At 51.1% G+C, this 14,772-nt stretch carries 19 protein-coding genes; 9 read left to right on the top strand and 10 right to left on the bottom strand.

The genetic code is table 11. The features are described from left to right. Window positions 1–91 precede the first annotated feature (91 nt). Complete coding sequence (locus tag ACMAZB_RS01035) at window positions 92–385, top strand: DUF3012 domain-containing protein (RefSeq protein ID WP_435218824.1); 294 nt, start codon at window positions 92–94, stop codon at window positions 383–385. A 193-nt stretch (window positions 386–578) separates the two neighbouring features. On the opposite strand, the gene kbl is transcribed toward ACMAZB_RS01035, so the two are convergent. The 6 genes from kbl to ACMAZB_RS01005 all read right to left on the bottom strand — a co-directional run bounded on the left by kbl (window position 579) and on the right by ACMAZB_RS01005 (window position 5,701). After that, entirely contained in the window at window positions 579–1,772 is a 1,194-nt protein-coding gene (gene kbl / locus ACMAZB_RS01030; RefSeq protein ID WP_435213676.1) for a glycine C-acetyltransferase, read from the bottom strand. A gap of 1 nt (window position 1,773) precedes the next feature. Continuing rightward, window positions 1,774–2,808, bottom strand: coding sequence for an L-threonine 3-dehydrogenase (gene tdh, locus ACMAZB_RS01025; RefSeq protein ID WP_435213674.1), 1,035 nt, complete (start codon window positions 2,806–2,808; stop codon window positions 1,774–1,776). A 337-nt stretch (window positions 2,809–3,145) separates the two neighbouring features. Then, complete coding sequence (locus ACMAZB_RS01020) at window positions 3,146–3,454, bottom strand: winged helix-turn-helix domain-containing protein (RefSeq protein WP_435218822.1); 309 nt, start codon at window positions 3,452–3,454, stop codon at window positions 3,146–3,148. Window positions 3,455–3,461: 7 nt separating this feature from the next. Then, complete coding sequence (locus ACMAZB_RS01015) at window positions 3,462–4,085, bottom strand: hypothetical protein (protein ID WP_435218821.1); 624 nt, start codon at window positions 4,083–4,085, stop codon at window positions 3,462–3,464. Between the two features lie 240 nt (window positions 4,086–4,325). Then, window positions 4,326–4,697: a cupin domain-containing protein gene (locus tag ACMAZB_RS01010; RefSeq protein WP_435213668.1), complete on the bottom strand. Its 372-nt coding sequence runs from the start codon at window positions 4,695–4,697 to the stop codon at window positions 4,326–4,328. A gap of 287 nt (window positions 4,698–4,984) precedes the next feature. Continuing rightward, the gene (locus ACMAZB_RS01005; RefSeq protein ID WP_435218819.1) at window positions 4,985–5,701 is read right to left on the bottom strand and encodes a sulfotransferase family protein; all 717 of its coding nucleotides are present in this window, start codon (window positions 5,699–5,701) and stop codon (window positions 4,985–4,987) included. Between the two features lie 483 nt (window positions 5,702–6,184). On the opposite strand from ACMAZB_RS01005, the gene madL reads away from it, so the two are divergent. The 3 genes from madL (at window position 6,185) to ACMAZB_RS00990 (ending at window position 7,919) form a co-directional block, all read left to right on the top strand. Next, window positions 6,185–6,556 (top strand): malonate transporter subunit MadL, encoded by a 372-nt coding sequence (gene madL, locus ACMAZB_RS01000; RefSeq protein WP_435218818.1) that lies wholly within the window; start codon window positions 6,185–6,187, stop codon window positions 6,554–6,556. Next, the gene (gene madM, locus ACMAZB_RS00995) at window positions 6,546–7,316 is read left to right on the top strand and encodes a malonate transporter subunit MadM (protein ID WP_435218816.1); all 771 of its coding nucleotides are present in this window, start codon (window positions 6,546–6,548) and stop codon (window positions 7,314–7,316) included. Before madL ends, madM begins: the two co-directional genes overlap by 11 nt. A gap of 141 nt (window positions 7,317–7,457) precedes the next feature. Then, complete coding sequence (locus ACMAZB_RS00990; protein ID WP_435218814.1) at window positions 7,458–7,919, top strand: DUF805 domain-containing protein; 462 nt, start codon at window positions 7,458–7,460, stop codon at window positions 7,917–7,919. Window positions 7,920–8,168: 249 nt separating this feature from the next. Here ACMAZB_RS00990 and ACMAZB_RS00985 read toward each other — a convergent pair whose 3' ends face one another. After that, window positions 8,169–8,423 carry a hypothetical protein gene (locus ACMAZB_RS00985; protein WP_435218812.1) on the bottom strand — a complete coding sequence of 85 codons (255 nt, stop codon included), beginning with the start codon at window positions 8,421–8,423 and terminating at the stop codon, window positions 8,169–8,171. Window positions 8,424–8,632: 209 nt separating this feature from the next. On the opposite strand from ACMAZB_RS00985, the gene ACMAZB_RS00980 reads away from it, so the two are divergent. After that, complete coding sequence (locus tag ACMAZB_RS00980) at window positions 8,633–8,923, top strand: hypothetical protein (RefSeq protein ID WP_435218810.1); 291 nt, start codon at window positions 8,633–8,635, stop codon at window positions 8,921–8,923. Between the two features lie 90 nt (window positions 8,924–9,013). Here the strand turns inward: ACMAZB_RS00980 and ACMAZB_RS00975 are convergent, their stop codons facing one another. Further along, a complete protein-coding gene (locus ACMAZB_RS00975) occupies window positions 9,014–9,877 on the bottom strand; it encodes a class I SAM-dependent methyltransferase (protein WP_435218808.1) in 864 nt (287 codons plus the stop codon). Window positions 9,878–10,351: 474 nt separating this feature from the next. Further along, complete coding sequence (locus tag ACMAZB_RS00970) at window positions 10,352–10,576, bottom strand: DUF3094 family protein (RefSeq protein WP_435218806.1); 225 nt, start codon at window positions 10,574–10,576, stop codon at window positions 10,352–10,354. 119 nt (window positions 10,577–10,695) lie between these two features. Here ACMAZB_RS00970 and ACMAZB_RS00965 point away from each other — a divergent pair, with 119 nt between their 5' ends. Together ACMAZB_RS00965 and ACMAZB_RS00960 are read left to right on the top strand one after the other, a co-directional pair. Beyond that, window positions 10,696–11,409 carry a ComF family protein gene (locus tag ACMAZB_RS00965; protein WP_435218804.1) on the top strand — a complete coding sequence of 238 codons (714 nt, stop codon included), beginning with the start codon at window positions 10,696–10,698 and terminating at the stop codon, window positions 11,407–11,409. A 57-nt stretch (window positions 11,410–11,466) separates the two neighbouring features. Beyond that, window positions 11,467–12,441, top strand: a complete 975-nt coding sequence (locus ACMAZB_RS00960) for a serine/threonine protein kinase (protein ID WP_435218802.1) — start codon at window positions 11,467–11,469, stop codon at window positions 12,439–12,441. A 4-nt stretch (window positions 12,442–12,445) separates the two neighbouring features. Here the strand turns inward: ACMAZB_RS00960 and ACMAZB_RS00955 are convergent, their stop codons facing one another. Next, the gene (locus ACMAZB_RS00955) at window positions 12,446–13,174 is read right to left on the bottom strand and encodes an acyltransferase (protein ID WP_435218800.1); all 729 of its coding nucleotides are present in this window, start codon (window positions 13,172–13,174) and stop codon (window positions 12,446–12,448) included. 39 nt (window positions 13,175–13,213) lie between these two features. Here ACMAZB_RS00955 and trmB point away from each other — a divergent pair, with 39 nt between their 5' ends. Both trmB and cysE read left to right on the top strand, forming a co-directional pair. Next, window positions 13,214–13,882: a tRNA (guanine(46)-N(7))-methyltransferase TrmB gene (gene trmB / locus ACMAZB_RS00950; protein WP_435218798.1), complete on the top strand. Its 669-nt coding sequence runs from the start codon at window positions 13,214–13,216 to the stop codon at window positions 13,880–13,882. A gap of 65 nt (window positions 13,883–13,947) precedes the next feature. Then, window positions 13,948–14,772 (top strand): serine O-acetyltransferase, encoded by an 825-nt coding sequence (gene cysE / locus ACMAZB_RS00945; protein ID WP_435218796.1) that lies wholly within the window; start codon window positions 13,948–13,950, stop codon window positions 14,770–14,772.

Raw genomic sequence — 14,772 nt, 5'->3', positions numbered from 1 at the left:
CTCGAAACGGCCTTGTCGCCAAATGAACCTAACTCGCACGGGTTCCTAGGTTACGATTTCAGCCACCTTTTTTATTGAAACTGGAGGCAATATGACACCCATTCAAAAGCGTTCTGCGCTGGGAGCAATTTTACTAAGCGCGGGTCTGTTACTGACCGCCTGTGCCGACAAGCCTGGAAGTGCCGGCTGGTGTGAAACTCAAAAGGCGATTCCAAAAGGTGACTGGACTGGTGACGACCGTAAGAGTTACGCCAAGCACTGTCTCCTTGACGCCACAACCATAGGCAGTGAAAAGTGGTGTGAAAATCTTGATGAAAAACCCAAGGAAGATTGGACCACTGGGGAAGTCGCTGAGTACGGCGAATACTGCGTCATAAAGCAGTAAAGACTCAGCCGTTACTACGCGACTCTTAAGGACAGAGCCTCGGTCTGAGGTCGCTTATGCAGGTCTGCTCCGGCAGACCTGCTATTCCAATAATTGCCGAGCCAAACGCGTTCCAAGCAAGGCAATTTTATCTCCGAGCTTTTTTAAAGCACTCTCTTCAAAACCCGACACTCAAAGCTCTGCTATCAAAACTCTAGGCAACCAGCTCTTGCTGCGCCTGACTAAAGGCGGCAACGGCTTTGTCGAGGTTCTCCCGGGTATGTCCGGCTGAAATTTGCACTCGAATGCGCGCCTTGCCCTTGGGAACCACCGGATAAAAGAAGCCGACCGCATAAATGCCTAGCTCAAGCAGTCTTTGAGACATCTTTTGAGCCACGACCGCGTCTCCGAGCATTACTGGAACGATGGGATGATCGCCCTCGGGGACCGCAAAACCGTGGGCCTGCATTTGTGCTCGAAAATACTGGGTGTTGTCATGCAGCTGATCTCGCAGTTCGGTTGATGCCTCGAGCATATCTAAAACAGTGAGCGACGCTGCACAAATGGAGGGCGTTAAGGTGTTGGAAAATAGGTACGGACGCGAACGCTGCCGCAACAAGTCGATAATCTCCTGGCGCCCAGCCGTGTAGCCGCCCGAACCGCCGCCTAGGGCTTTGCCGAAAGTGCTGGTCGTAATATCAACTCGGTCCATGACATTGCAGTATTCATGGACGCCACGCCCTTGGGCTCCCATAAACCCCGTCGCATGACAGTCATCGTGATGCACCATGGCATCGTATTTATCTGCGAGGTCACAAATAATATCGAGCTGGGCAATGGTACCGTCCATGGAAAACACACCATCCGTAGTAATCAGTATGCGCCGAGCTCCCGCCTCTTTAGCGGCCCGTAACTGCAGCTCGAGATCCCCCATATCATTATTTTTGTAACGGTATCGAGCTGCTTTACACAACCGGATCCCGTCGATAATCGAGGCATGATTCAATTCGTCAGAAATGACGGCATCCTCTGGCCCCAATATTGTCTCGTACAAACCTGCGTTGGCATCGAAGCACGCTGCGTACAAAATGGTGTCTTCCATACCTAAAAAACGGCTCACCCGTTGCTCCAGCGTTTTGTGAATTTCTTGCGTCCCGCAGATAAACCGCACTGATGCGGCACCGAAACCCCACTGCTGCAAACTGTCACTAGCTGCCTGCTTTACCTTGGGATGATTGGCTAGCCCTAAATAGTTATTGGCACACATGTTCACAACATTGGCGCCATCCTCGAGGGTAATGTCATTTTTTTGATCTGACGCAATAACGCGTTCAGTTTTCCAAAGACCCGCTGATTTAATGTCAGCGATTTCTTCCACAAAACTGTGCTGAGCAGCGCGGAAACTCATATCAGTCCTTCCAGTTCAGTATGATTTTTCCAGATTGGCCCGACCGCATAATGTCGAAGCCTTCCTGAAACTCAGTGTAGTGTAGTCGGTGAGTAATGATGCGCTCTACGGGCAAACCACTCTGCACCATCATGACCATTTTGTACCAGGTCTCATACATTTCCCGGCCATAAATACCCTTGATATTAAGGCCCTTGAAGACCACATCGGTCCACGAAATGCCAGTGTCATCAGGCATTATGCCGAGCATGGCGATACTGCCACCGTTAATCATTTTGCTCAGAATATCCTGAAAGGCCGCGGGTGAACCTGACATTTCCAAACAAACGTCGAACCCCTCGAGTATGCCCAGGCTCTCCATAAAACTGCTGGTGATTTCTTGTTTTGAAACGTTGATTGGCTGAACTTTGGGCACAATCCGTTTCGCCAGATCCAGTCGATATTCATTGACGTCGGTTAGTATGACGTTACGTGCACCGCAGTGCCCTGCAACCATAGCCGCCATGATGCCAATGGGCCCAGCCCCGGTGATAATGACATCCTCTCCCACCATATTGAACGACAGCGCGGTATGAACGGCATTGCCGTAAGGATCAAAAATACTCAGGAGATCAGTGGGTATGTAGACATTGGGGCGAAATACGTTGGTGGCGGGTATGGCGAGGTACTCCGCAAAAGCCCCGTCACGATTGACACCGACACCGAGTGTATTGGGGCATAGATGCAGGCGTCCGGCCAGACAGTTTCGACATCGCCCGCAGACTACATGCCCCTCTCCGGACACAATATCGCCGATTTGCAAGCCTGTGACGTTACTGCCCAGCTCCACAATTTCCCCGGCAAATTCATGACCGCTGACCATGGGCACCGGTATCGTTTTTTGGGCCCATTCATCCCAGTTGTAAATGTGGACGTCGGTACCACAAATCGCGGTTTTATGGACTTTGATCAAAACATCATTGCCACCAATGGTGGGAATGGGCACGTCCTCTAACCAAAGACCTTCTTCTGCGTGTTTTTTTACTAATGCTTTCATAGGATTAGGACTCCCTGAAACCTTTAGGATACGTACTTTGTATGGCGATGGGGTGAGGTTGGATTACCGGAGTTGGTGATTAATTACACACTGATAGGCTTCAGGAAAGGGTGGCTCTTTTGCCCATGACCAGGGAATCGTGAGCAGCCGCCTGCAAGGAAGATGGTGAAGTGAGACAAGACACTCAGCTAGATGCGGTATTTAGCTCATGGTTGCGGGCCTATTAACTGACCCTAAAAAAGCTTTTTCGCAGCCTGTTGGCTCGGCCTGTCGTTGATTTGGGCCAATTTCTGCACACTGGCGGTCGCCGAATACCCTCATCAGCCCGTCCTCTGGTTTAAATTTCGATCAACAATTGGCGCATTTTTTCCAAGTACTCGTGCCACGCAGCACGGCCCGTATCGGTCAACGCGTAAATCGTTTGGGGCTTTCGGTCGTTATAGCCTTTGGTTACCGCCAAGTATCCGGCGTCCTCCAATTTTCGCAAATGCACAGACATGTTGCCATCGCTAGTGTTAACCGCCTTCTTTATTGCCGTAAAGTCGGCCTCACCCGCACCCGCGATGTAGGCCATAGCGGCCAGCCTCACTCTTCCGTGAATAAGGTCATTAATATCCTCGGCTGCCAAACTTGAAGAGTCATTCATAATCGATTCATGCCGCCACTGACTGCTTGGATCGCGTTAGATATCCGGGAATCACCGCACTGCAGAACAGGCCCGCCGCCATGACCAGAAACATGTCATAGGTTCCTATTGTAAATACACTGGCCACTGACGCAGCTATCGCGGCACCCGAGAATAAGTACTGTCTGGGGTCACCTGAAACCTGTGCGGTCGTCGAATACGCAACGGCATACAACGCAAAAACCGTAACCTGTAGAGATCCAAAGATATATTCGCCATTCAACGTAAGGAAACCTAGGGCTTGCGCTGCGAGCACGGGTATATACAGAGCGCCTATGGTGATACCGACCGCACCCCAAGCTGCTGCAGAGGTTTTGTTGCCAAAACTAAAACCACCAGAGCTGCCACCGTATTTTTTATTGAGGTATTGCCCTGCCAAAACGCCAATTGGCGCGGGACCTATAAAGGCGAGTGCAATGGTCCACGACGGCAAGGAAATGAGTTCGGCAACAACGCCGTAGGCAAACAACGCTGATAAGGTGAACATTCCGCCCCAAAGAACGCCATGCTCGCCCCCTCGTAGCGGCGATTTTTGACCCTGCTCGGCCATCTGTTTCAAAAATTTAATATCGGCTTCAATCTCAGATTTCATCCTGAATTCCTTTGTAAGAGTGCTTTATAAAACAAAGTACATTATCAAAGTTACAGGCGCAAGCTTTAATTTTTCCGATTCTTATTTTCGACTCCGGCTGGCGTCAGCCCTGCGTTAATGGGCTAGCAGCGCTGACAGAGCTATCGAGCGCAATCTCGCCCCAAAACCAACACCAGCCTTATCGAGACGTCCAATTTTCAAGGCAAATCGAACAATCTTTGAGAAGGGTAATAACCGCGATTATTCGCTCTCTTGAGGCACCATCATGCAATAGACTTTACGAACAGTTTCTAGAACCTCAGCTGTGCCCTGCCACCCCCGAGGAAAAACCCAACTGTCGCCTGCTCTTACCTCAGTGACTACCCCTGCCTTGGAGGTGAATTTCCAATGCCCTGCCAACAGGTGGCAAAACTCCGTAAGGTCTAGGTCTAGTTCCATAGTGCCAGGCTCACACTCCCACGTGCCGGTATAGACCTGACCTGTAAATGACTCTCCCTCATAAAAGCCCATGGCAGTTTGAAGCGGCAACGCTCCAACGGGCTCTCCGAAAGACTCGCAGGGCTCGAGATCCTCAAGCGCGGCGGCTCTGTGTTGAACACTAATTTCGGGCATGACATCAATCCTTTTCAGTTAAACGATTTGCCGTTGTCTTTTGCGGGTAACACCAACGGGTGTCGGTGAGTAAATCTGCTCAGGCAGGCACTGTACTGTAATTCAAAATATGAACACAAAATTTTGTCCAAAGGTCACAGCCGCTTTTGAGGCCCTGCGACAAACCTATGACAGAACTTTCTGACAACCAGACGGGTAAACCCACATCGGCAAGGGCTGTACTGTTGTTCGGCGACAAAAACACAAAGATCAGACAGAACTTTCGTTAAGTTTCTCCGCTTTTTGAGTCAAGCCGACAAAGTTACCCACCCGTAAACCACCATCATTATCCCAGCCAAGAGCAGCACCGAGGGCACATAAGAAAGTGCCTTTAAGACCCTAACCCCCCGCCTAATCCTAGCCCCCTCATTTACCCACGGGTAGGGAATGCTCGGTACCTCTACCCCCAAGAAGGCACAGAGAGGCCCCCACCCCTCAGCGGCTGAATGTATCAACAACTGCTGCGGTGGCACGGCCGCAATTACCTCCTGCCGACGGCGCTCAAAGAAATCCAACATCGCCGCACGGTTCTCAAACTGGTCGTTTAACTCATTTTTCCAAACCGTTTTATCAACCATCAGCGCCACTCGGTCGATATGGGGAACGGTTCTTCGCAGCCAACCTGGAATGGCGGGAAGCACGCGGAAGATCGTACTGGCGACACTTTCATACCAATCTTCGGGTGAGCGGTCACTGAAGATGACTTTTGCGTCTGGATAGACTTCGAGGAGCTCTTGGTAGTAGGCGGCGGCCGGCCAATCTACCGCCGCCTCATAACCACTGAAGACTTGCCGCCAGTCGACGGAGCCCCCTTGTGCTGCTTGCAAGAACCATCGCGTTTGCTGGCGCCCCTCAAAGCAAGACTTCATATGATGGCAAGGCGCGTAACCTAAATGCTCCAGTGCCGTCTTGAGTGACAGCGTCCCCGTCCTTCCGGGTCCCGCTCCTATTATCTTTAGCGACATGTTGTACGTCTCACCGTAAAGATTCACGGCCCTAGTAGAGCATGGAGATTTTCTCGGCACCAGCAACGCTCTAGGGGCTCTAAACACAGCATCAACTCCCAGAGCCCACTGCGGCAGTGAACCGAAAACATCGAACATTGACGCTAATTAATGACCTCGAAGCGCATCCCCGCAGTGCACCAATACTTGCCCGAGGCTTCTCCCGGTTTACATCTGGGCTATTAGGTATTACACCCAAAATAGGGCTCTCCAGAGCGAGCGAAAGGGCTCTGACTGCCTGCATCTGACGCTGTGAAGCCGGTGTTTTTATGGAAAATCTTCAGCGGCTTAGTTACCTTGGTGCCACGTGCTCGCAGGGCAACAGAATGCAGGCTTCTCTCTGCAACGATAGTGCATTGGATTTTTTTAAGTATCTGTTTGGGGCAAAGGCAGGAGCAACACAAGAAGTAATACTTTTGAGCGTCGAGGTTTGGAGTTGAGTCTATGGTGATCTACGGTGTCGCTATGCTTGCCTTGTGCATGTTGACAGGCATTTTTTTCGGGGATTTGTTGGGACAGCTCATCGGCGTGCAGGCAAATGTTGGCGGAGTCGGTCTGTCTATGCTGCTGCTCATTGTACTGGTCAATCAAAAGCACCCGCGTTTTAACATTAGTGTACCGACAGAAACGGGCATCAACTTCTGGAATGCCATGTATGTGCCCATTGTGGTCGCCATGGCCGCTAAGCAAAATGTTGTTGAGGCGCTGTCGAGCGGCTGGCTCGCGATCACCGCGGGCATTGCAGCGGTCGCCGCAGGCTTTTTACTTATTCCTGTGATCGCACGCATTTCCCCCGGACAGCATCATGATCGGTGAAACCCTCGTTAGAGTGCTTGAAAGTAATACGCTAATCGTTGCCTTCGCGGTTGTTGGCGCGTTAGTTTGGTTTTCCTATTTTCTCTCCGCCAAACTCACCCGCGGCAAGCTGCATGGCTCTGCCATTGCCATTGTCGGCGGCTTGCTGCTCGCCTACTACGGCGGTATTCGCACTGATGGTGCAATGGGACTCGCCGATATTCCGCTATTTGCGGGACTAGGCATTATGGGCGGCGCCATGTTCCGTGATTTCGCCATCATAGCAACAGCCTATGGAGTGCGATTTGAGGAACTCAAAAAAGCCGGATTAATCGGTGCAATCTCGGTCATCATTGGCGTTGTCGTGTCTTTCAGTGTGGGCGCCATCGTTGCTTTTTCCTTTGGCTACCGAGACGCAGTGGCGATTAGCACCATTGGCGCAGGTGCTGCGACCTATATTGTGGGTCCGGTAACCGGTACTGCATTGGGCGCAGACTCGAGCGTCATTGCACTGAGTGTCGCCGCCGGGCTGGTGAAATCTGTACTTGTCATGGTCGCTACACCCCTTGTTGCAGGTCGTGTAGGGCTCGATAACCCCAACTCCGCTATGATCTATGGCGGCCTCATGGGTACAACCAGCGGTGTGGCTGCAGGTCTTGCAGCCACAGACCCAAAACTGGTGCCCTACGGTGCGATGACGGCCACCTTTTATACCGGCGTCGGGTGTTTGCTAGCACCCTCGCTATTGTTTTTGATTGTTCGTCTGCTTATTGGAAACTGAGCTCCAGCACTGCTCATGGACCCGCTAGCGACTAAACGCTTTACCACGGTGTATTCAAGTTCTAACACCGCTCCAAGGACCGTTCCATCCGCTCCGATGGCACCTTTGAATACGCTTGCTTTTGGGGAGGACATGTTTAACTTGGATCAACGTGAAACCAAATCGGTGGAAAAAGAGGGGCGTATGTCGATATTTTTTGCTTCCGTGAAAATGGGTATCCAACAGAGCTTCGACTTCAACGGCATGTCGTCACGAACAGACTTTTGGTTTTTTATGCTTTTTTTTATGTTGTTGTACCTAGTCGTAGCCTTAATCGATGAAGCAACAGCAGCAACAACTATAAACCTGCTTGACCTGCCCCTAGGTAACCTTATTCCCATGGGTATGGTTGACTCTGAGGTCGGGTTGCTCGTGTTGCTCTACCGGCCGATCATGGTGATCCCAACAACGTCGGCCACCGTTAGACGATTGCATGATGCCGGGCGATCAGGGTGGTGGGCGCTACTTTGGGTCCTACCCATTCCTGTATTGGGGTGGATTTACCTTATTCCTTTGCTGTGTAAGCCCTCAAAAATAAAACCTTCGACCACGCCACAGAGCTAGATTTAGTTCGTAGCACCTGCAAATCAACACCTTGTATGGAAAAGGCGGCTAATTATTTTTGGTGCTTGGGCAGCCTGTCGTGACAGTAGGGGGTAGGTCACCACGAAACAGCAACAAGCCTTTCCCAGCAAAACGCGCTACTGGGGCAAATATCAAATCATTCAGGAACCTCATGCAAGCCCAAATCTCGACTGCCTTATGGAGGCGGCATGCTCGGGTGCCATCGCAGTAACACCTTTGATACCAGTGCTATCGCCAGGGGAGTATACGAAAACTGCCCGTGACAATACGCAGTCCCAGCCATATGCCCGGAGATAGGCAGATCGCAACATTTCTATCCATTAATTCGAGAAAGTAGACTTCTAGTATCTTGCCCGCCTCCCCAAGAATTTTCATGTCTATATCGAGCACAAAGTGGACAAACAGGATCGCCACTAAGGTCAGTGCATGAAAAAATGCGTACCAAGCTAACAGCAGCGTGACGCTTTTCCTTATTCCAACCATGGCCCATTCCTGCTCATAATCAAGACCGCCCATTGAAATACGCAGGCAGGTGATACGGTACCTTTACAAACGCTCAGCGACCTCAAAACTGCCAACTACCAATCGCTAACTGAAAGTGAACATTAATCACACTATCGGCTACCATTGGCAGTCACCCAGACGGCAAAAGCGTAAGATACTATCATCACCGGCAACATTGGAGAGTTTCCGTGGATATTGGAACAGTTGTGACACTCGTTACTGCGCAAGGTGAAATAGTCGGACGCTTGGAGGCCTACGACGATCACTACATAACTTTGAGCCGTCCTCGTATTAGCAGTGACCTTGCCGTTATTGACGAGTCTGTAGCCGAGGTTTTTTTCGGCTCAGGGATCTCGGTAACGGGCGAGAAATGTCCAGAAAGCTTGTCATTTAGCGTCTCAATGGTGCTCGCTATAACGGCGACTGAAAAATCATTTGCAGACAAGTGGGCAGCAACGGCCCACGATTGGATGATCTAGATCAAAAGCCGTGCGTGCTACGCGAGCACCGGATATTAGGAAGCGGCTCTCATGGCTGGCGTACCGGCTCCATGACTGAGTGGCCCAGATTTAACCCGACTTTTCCCCGGCAAAAGCAACGATAATTGCGCGGCCATGACCAAAAAGCTGGTCTCTAAATGTTTGATCTATAACAGCACTTTCAAAACCCGCAGTCTTTAGTTGCGCAACAATATCGGTGCCGTATGTGCGGTAGGCAAGAACCTTTCCTTGCCCACGTATAGCGTCGTCGTGATATTCAGGTTCTTCTAGGTGTACCAGCTCATTATTTTCGATGATCGCTCTTTGTAAAGTAACTCCCGCAAGGTTGATGGGCACAGTGAAGATCATGACACCCTGTTTTTTCAAAATACGGAAGATTTCTTGAAACCCTCTCATATCATCGGGGACATGCTCGAAAACCTCGGTTGACGTGCAAAGATCGAACACGTTGTCATTGAAAGTTAACGCCTGTACGTCCTGGCACAGCACGCCGCCTTTTATCTCTCCAGGATTAACATCATCATAATATTCAGAGAGTGTTAATGATCCGGTGTTTTCTTTTAAAAATGTCACCACCGGCCCCCCCGATGAGAGCTCGTAAGCGTCAAGGGAGTTGAGGTCTTTAGCGTACTTTTGGACCGCCATAATAATAGACATTTGAACCACACCAGCCTGGCAGCTGATGCAACGCACCCCAGTTTCACTGTTATTGAGCTTTACTAAAAAGTGGGAGTTACACAAAGGGCACTGACTCTTAAGAAATTGAAACTCTGCCAGATTGGTTAAAGACCACCAATAACAAGCAGCCCAAAACAACCTCGGCAGGTCGATAGTTTTAATCAACACCCATCGAATCAGATTTATGATTTTTCTCACTGTCCATCGCGGGACGTGTATAGCTTTTATAAAAATCTTCTTAAACAATAAAAGCATCTACGCGCCCTCCGTTCCCTGCGTAAGACATATAAGTTCTTTAGTCCTAGGTTACTCTCTCACACCGGCTGCCGACACCCTCGAATGAATGCTCCTTGCAAGGTATCTGTCCAAGCATTGCGCGGTCCATCAACAAACTAAATCAATGCTCCACAAGCGCAGCTGAAAGGCCACCTATCCTTATCACTCGCCCTAAAAAAATATTTAAGCAGGGCCACCGTATAGCCACAAGTAAGCTGAAGCTGCTGTAAGGTTGAGCTCAGGGTAGTTACGCAAATCGAGAGAATATCTGAGTGTTGAGCAGCACGCTCTTAAAGGAAAGGGTGCGAACCCTAATCATTAAAAAATTCACCTCGGGAGTCTCTTTTTTTAGTAGCTACAATTGGCCCTCATTTAGAAGTGACCCAGCGAACTACACGACCCATGAGATGCTAGAAGATTAGCAGAGAAACCAAGGGATCGATTGAGGTAGCGTCAGTATATTCCAGCCCAGAGGGCGATCCCCTGGCTGAGCAAGCTGAATCCAGAGACTACCGCAATTAACAGCAAAATCATGATGATTGGCCTGAACGGTTTCCGCTCGACAGAGTTAACACCCGATTTAAGAAAGGTATCTACTTTAGCCTGATCTTCTGGATAAAGGCGCCGTTCATTGTCGTCAGAGCCCTTAGGCTTTGATGCGTGCATAGACTCGGTCATGCCACTTGCCCTGTTTTAAGACTCCCCAATCCTAGCAAAAGTCAGGCATGAATAAATAGGATGTTCCGTATGACCGTGATTGTGAGGCAAATTGAGGTTTTTCAGCCGAGGGGGCAGCTATGTGGTTCCATCGGCTGGCGCAGACGCTCCAACAAGATTTCTTACCCAGTCATTGCCTGATTTGCCATAACTCCTGCAAATCCAATGAACTACTTTGCGAGGGTTGTCGCCATTCAATTCGCCGTAACCCCTGGGCCTGTTTACACTGCGGCCATCCGGGATCTGCCCTGACAAACCACTGTCGCGGAAACACTGCGCTGGACTTCTTACAGGCTGGGCTGGAGTACAGTGGCGTCACGCGAGATCTTATTCATCGATGGAAATTCAAAGGGGCAATAGAGCTCACTCATTTATTGGTGCAGCTCGCCCTGGAAACAACCCCCATCAAAGAGCGCTACCACGCCATGGTGCCAGTGCCTATGCATTGGCGAGGTCGGTGGCGCCGAGGTTACAACCAGAGCAGACTGCTCGCGCAAGTATTAAGCCAAACCGGTAAGCAGCAATCTCAGTATCGGCTACCTATGGTAGACAAACTTCGAGCCAGCCCCAGAAAAAGAGCCCATCACCACATGGATCGCCAGCAACGGCTGAAGAGTAGCCGTGGGAGGTACACGACAAGCGCGTCTTTTAGCGGGCTGTCCGTCCTTATTATTGATGATGTTGTCACTACGGGTACCACATTAGAGGCAGTGGCTGAGACTCTAAAGAGGGCCGGCGCGGTGCGTATTGACGCTTGGTGCCTTGCCCGGGCCCCCGAATTCTCCGGGACGTGACTACACCGTCAGCTTGACGGCTAGGTTATGCTAGTCATTTAGCGTGACGTTATTGCCATGTCCCATCCCTACGACGCACTGACTCCCGATGCTGTCGTCGACTGTGTAGAAACAGTGGGCTACCGCTGTGATCTGCGCCTAATCGGACTGAACTCTTACGAAAACCGGGTTTACCAGGTTGGAATTGAGGATGAAGTACCGGTCATCGTGAAGTTTTATCGAGACCAGCGCTGGACGGACGAGCAAATTTTAGAAGAGCACCGGTTTGCTCTCGAATTGGTCGAGCACGATATTTCTGTCGTAGCGCCCGAAATTAAAAATGGCGAAACGCTGCATAAAGCCCTCGGTCAGCGTTTTACGGTATTTCAACGCCGGGGGGGGCACCCCCCGGAACTGGATAACCTAGAGCATTTATATCAATTGGGTAATGTGTTGGGGCGCATTCATCGGGTAGGTGCAGCAAAACCCTTTGAGCATCGTATTCAAATAGACATTCCCCGCATGGCGACGGCTAGTCGCCAGTTTCTCAGCGAGCACTTTATTCCGCGGGACCTTCAAGAAGCCTACGGCACTCTGGCGCTCGACTGCGAACAAGCAGCAAAGGAACTTCTGTCGGGTATGGCAACATCCGATTTACAGCGCATTCATGGCGACTGTCACTGCGGCAACATTCTTTGGCGGGACGACACCGCCCACTTTGTCGATCTCGATGACTGCATCATGGGACCTGCCATCCAAGATCTCTGGATGTTTTTGAATGATGAACGGCACCACCGAGAGCAGCAGTTGGCGGAACTCATTGCGGGTTACGAAGAATTTCACGATTTCGATCCGCGACAGCTAAACTGGATAGAAGCACTTCGAACCCTACGCATCATGCATCACGCCGCGTGGCTAGGGCGACGTTGGGACGATCCGGCTTTCCCAAAAGCCTTTCCGTGGTTTGGGCAGGAACGCTTTTGGGGTGATCACATTCTTGAGCTCAGAGAGCAGATGGCTGCCATGAATGAACCCGCACTGCGCCTGCTTTAACCCGCTATTTCTCTCGACGCGCCGCAGGGTAAATACAACTCCACAACCAACGGGCAAATGTGTTTTCTGACAATACCTCGCGGTCAACGGCGTCATAAAAATCCGCTGTAGCGTAAGGATCATGATACAAATCTGCTCGGGTACGCCTTGGGGTTTCAGTATCAAGCTGCTTCACAACTTGAGCAGGATTGCCTGCTACAACCACATTATCCGGCACGTCACGAGTCACCACGGCACCTGCTGCCACAACACTGTTTTCACCAATGGTCACGCCTTTGAGCACTTTAGCTCCATCACCCAACCAGACGTTATCGCCAAGGCGAACCGGTGTCACCAAATCTGACCTAGCCACGCGATCATAGAGACCGTGCCAATCGGAGTCAGTGACATAAGCGCCATTAGCCATCATGACACCATCGCCGATCGTAATTTCGTCACTGCAGGCAATGCGTACCCCAGGGCTGAGCAACACACCGTTACCGATCGTAATTTTCCCTTCTCCTTGGGCTCGCCCCCAGACGCCAATCTTAATTCGCTGGGCCGCTTCTCCGACCGCAGTAAAAGAGTGCCCAATGTGGATGTTATTACCCGCAATATCGACCCACCAAGGGTTCATAATATTTGGGTGAGCACCCAGAGAAGCACAACGTGGGCGTAGAAAATAATCGATCCAGGCTTCGCGACAATTTAGCCAAGCTTTTTTCACCCAGTAGGGGCGCAAATCTGCGCGCATAATTTAAAACTCCCATTGCAAGCAGGGTATGATGGCAAGGTGAATGAACACACGCAAATTGAACAGCCACCAGTGCAGAGTGACCAGCAAGCCCCACACCCCGATCTCGAGGCACTGGTCATAAAGCACTGCCGGACGCGCTGGCGCAAACCCATTCCCGAACACACGCAGAAAACCTTTGACTACGCCACGGCGTGGCTCGCCGAGCGCGGTAACCCGCCGCTAGTTCTAGACTCCTTTTGTGGTACTGGCATGAGCACCAAACGCCTAGCAGAGCAGCATGATGATGCCGCCGTGATTGGTCTAGATAAATCTGCTCATCGGCTGACCAAGCACGCTGACGCCTCTGATAAATACCTGCTCCTGCGCGCCGAGTGTGAACCCTTTTGGCAGCTATTAGAAACGGCCAATATCAAAGTTGCCCATCATTACCTGCTTTACCCCAATCCATGGCCTAAATCGTCACAACTGAAACGGCGCTTGCATGGTCACCCGGCATTTCCATTGTTGGCGCGTTTAGGCGGCTCAGTAGAAATGCGCAGCAACTGGCAGGTATATGCCGAGGAATTCGCCCTCGCCTCTACACTCATTGGTTTCACCGGCAAACTTGAACGTCTTGAGGTCAGCAAGCCCTGGACACTTTTCGAAAAGAAGTATGCTGAGCGCAATCAGGCTTTATGGTGTTTTAGAGGTGTTTTTTCTAACTAGAGCAGACTGACATCCTGCGCTATTCTATGCTCTGGAAGGTCTAGCGCCTAAAAATGGTGACCGTTATGACGGCAGTTCATTCAGTACCAATAAAAAAACTACAGGGCGGTGACCCTATCTGGGAGCAAATGCGCGCAGAGACCGAGCGCGCTGCCAGCCAAGAGCCGGTTCTGGTGAGTTTTCTGCATGCAACCATTTTGCATCATGACGAACTTGAATGTGCGCTAAGCTTTCATTTGGCTAACCAGCTCGATAGCCCAACGGTTCCGGCCATGATGCTCCGTGAGATCATGCTAGCGGCCTTTAGCAGCGACGCGACGCTACGCAGCGCTATCCGTAACGATTTACAGGCAGTTCTCGATCGCGACTCAGCCTGTCAGGAATATCATCTGCCTTTCCTCTATTTCAAAGGATTTCAAGCTTTACAAACCCATCGTGTTGCCCATTGGCTTTGGCAGGAAAACCGACACTCACTGGCTCTATTTTTACAAAGCCAGGTATCACAGAAGTTTGGCATCGACATTCATCCCGCTGCGCGGTTTGGTCACGGCATTATGCTCGACCACGCCACTGGCTTAGTGATTGGTGAAACGGCCGTAGTAGGCAACCACGTCTCTATTCTTCAGTCGGTCACTCTGGGGGGTACTGGAAAACAAGATGGCGACCGGCACCCCAAAATTGGTGACGGCGTGCTGATCTCCGCCGGGGCAAAAATCCTAGGCAACATTATGGTTGGCGAGGGCGCCAAGGTCGGCGCCGGCTCGGTGGTACTGCAGGACGTACCGCCCCACACAACCGTGGCAGGGGTGCCCGCCAGGGTCGTCGGTGTTCCGGGCTCAGAGAACCCGGCGCTGGATATGGACCATGGAATCCCGGAAGCCGGGGTGTAA

The sequence above is a fragment of the Luminiphilus sp. nBUS_07 genome (assembly GCF_051201685.1).
Lineage (GTDB): Bacteria > Pseudomonadota > Gammaproteobacteria > Pseudomonadales > Halieaceae > Luminiphilus.
Note: the sequence above shows the minus strand (reverse complement) of the source record. Positions and strands in the feature narration are given on the sequence as shown.

Bases quoted from the DNA above. Each gene is read 5' to 3' on its own strand.
- ACMAZB_RS01015 (WP_435218821.1), bottom strand. From the start codon at position 4,085: ATGAAATCTGAGATTGAAGCCGATATTAAATTTTTGAAACAGATGGCC.
- ACMAZB_RS01020 (WP_435218822.1), bottom strand. From the start codon at position 3,454: ATGAATGACTCTTCAAGTTTGGCAGCCGAGGATATTAATGACCTTATT.
- ACMAZB_RS00955 (WP_435218800.1), bottom strand. From the start codon at position 13,174: ATGCGCGCAGATTTGCGCCCCTACTGGGTGAAAAAAGCTTGGCTAAAT.
- kbl (WP_435213676.1), bottom strand. From the start codon at position 1,772: ATGAGTTTCCGCGCTGCTCAGCACAGTTTTGTGGAAGAAATCGCTGAC.
- ACMAZB_RS00975 (WP_435218808.1), bottom strand. From the start codon at position 9,877: ATGCTTTTATTGTTTAAGAAGATTTTTATAAAAGCTATACACGTCCCG.
- ACMAZB_RS01035 (WP_435218824.1), top strand. From the start codon at position 92: ATGACACCCATTCAAAAGCGTTCTGCGCTGGGAGCAATTTTACTAAGC.
- ACMAZB_RS00970 (WP_435218806.1), bottom strand. From the start codon at position 10,576: ATGACCGAGTCTATGCACGCATCAAAGCCTAAGGGCTCTGACGACAAT.
- cysE (WP_435218796.1), top strand. From the start codon at position 13,948: ATGACGGCAGTTCATTCAGTACCAATAAAAAAACTACAGGGCGGTGAC.
- ACMAZB_RS00960 (WP_435218802.1), top strand. From the start codon at position 11,467: ATGTCCCATCCCTACGACGCACTGACTCCCGATGCTGTCGTCGACTGT.
- madL (WP_435218818.1), top strand. From the start codon at position 6,185: ATGGTGATCTACGGTGTCGCTATGCTTGCCTTGTGCATGTTGACAGGC.
- tdh (WP_435213674.1), bottom strand. From the start codon at position 2,808: ATGAAAGCATTAGTAAAAAAACACGCAGAAGAAGGTCTTTGGTTAGAG.
- ACMAZB_RS01005 (WP_435218819.1), bottom strand. From the start codon at position 5,701: ATGTCGCTAAAGATAATAGGAGCGGGACCCGGAAGGACGGGGACGCTG.
- madM (WP_435218816.1), top strand. From the start codon at position 6,546: ATGATCGGTGAAACCCTCGTTAGAGTGCTTGAAAGTAATACGCTAATC.
- ACMAZB_RS00965 (WP_435218804.1), top strand. From the start codon at position 10,696: ATGTGGTTCCATCGGCTGGCGCAGACGCTCCAACAAGATTTCTTACCC.
- ACMAZB_RS01010 (WP_435213668.1), bottom strand. From the start codon at position 4,697: ATGCCCGAAATTAGTGTTCAACACAGAGCCGCCGCGCTTGAGGATCTC.
- ACMAZB_RS00985 (WP_435218812.1), bottom strand. From the start codon at position 8,423: ATGGTTGGAATAAGGAAAAGCGTCACGCTGCTGTTAGCTTGGTACGCA.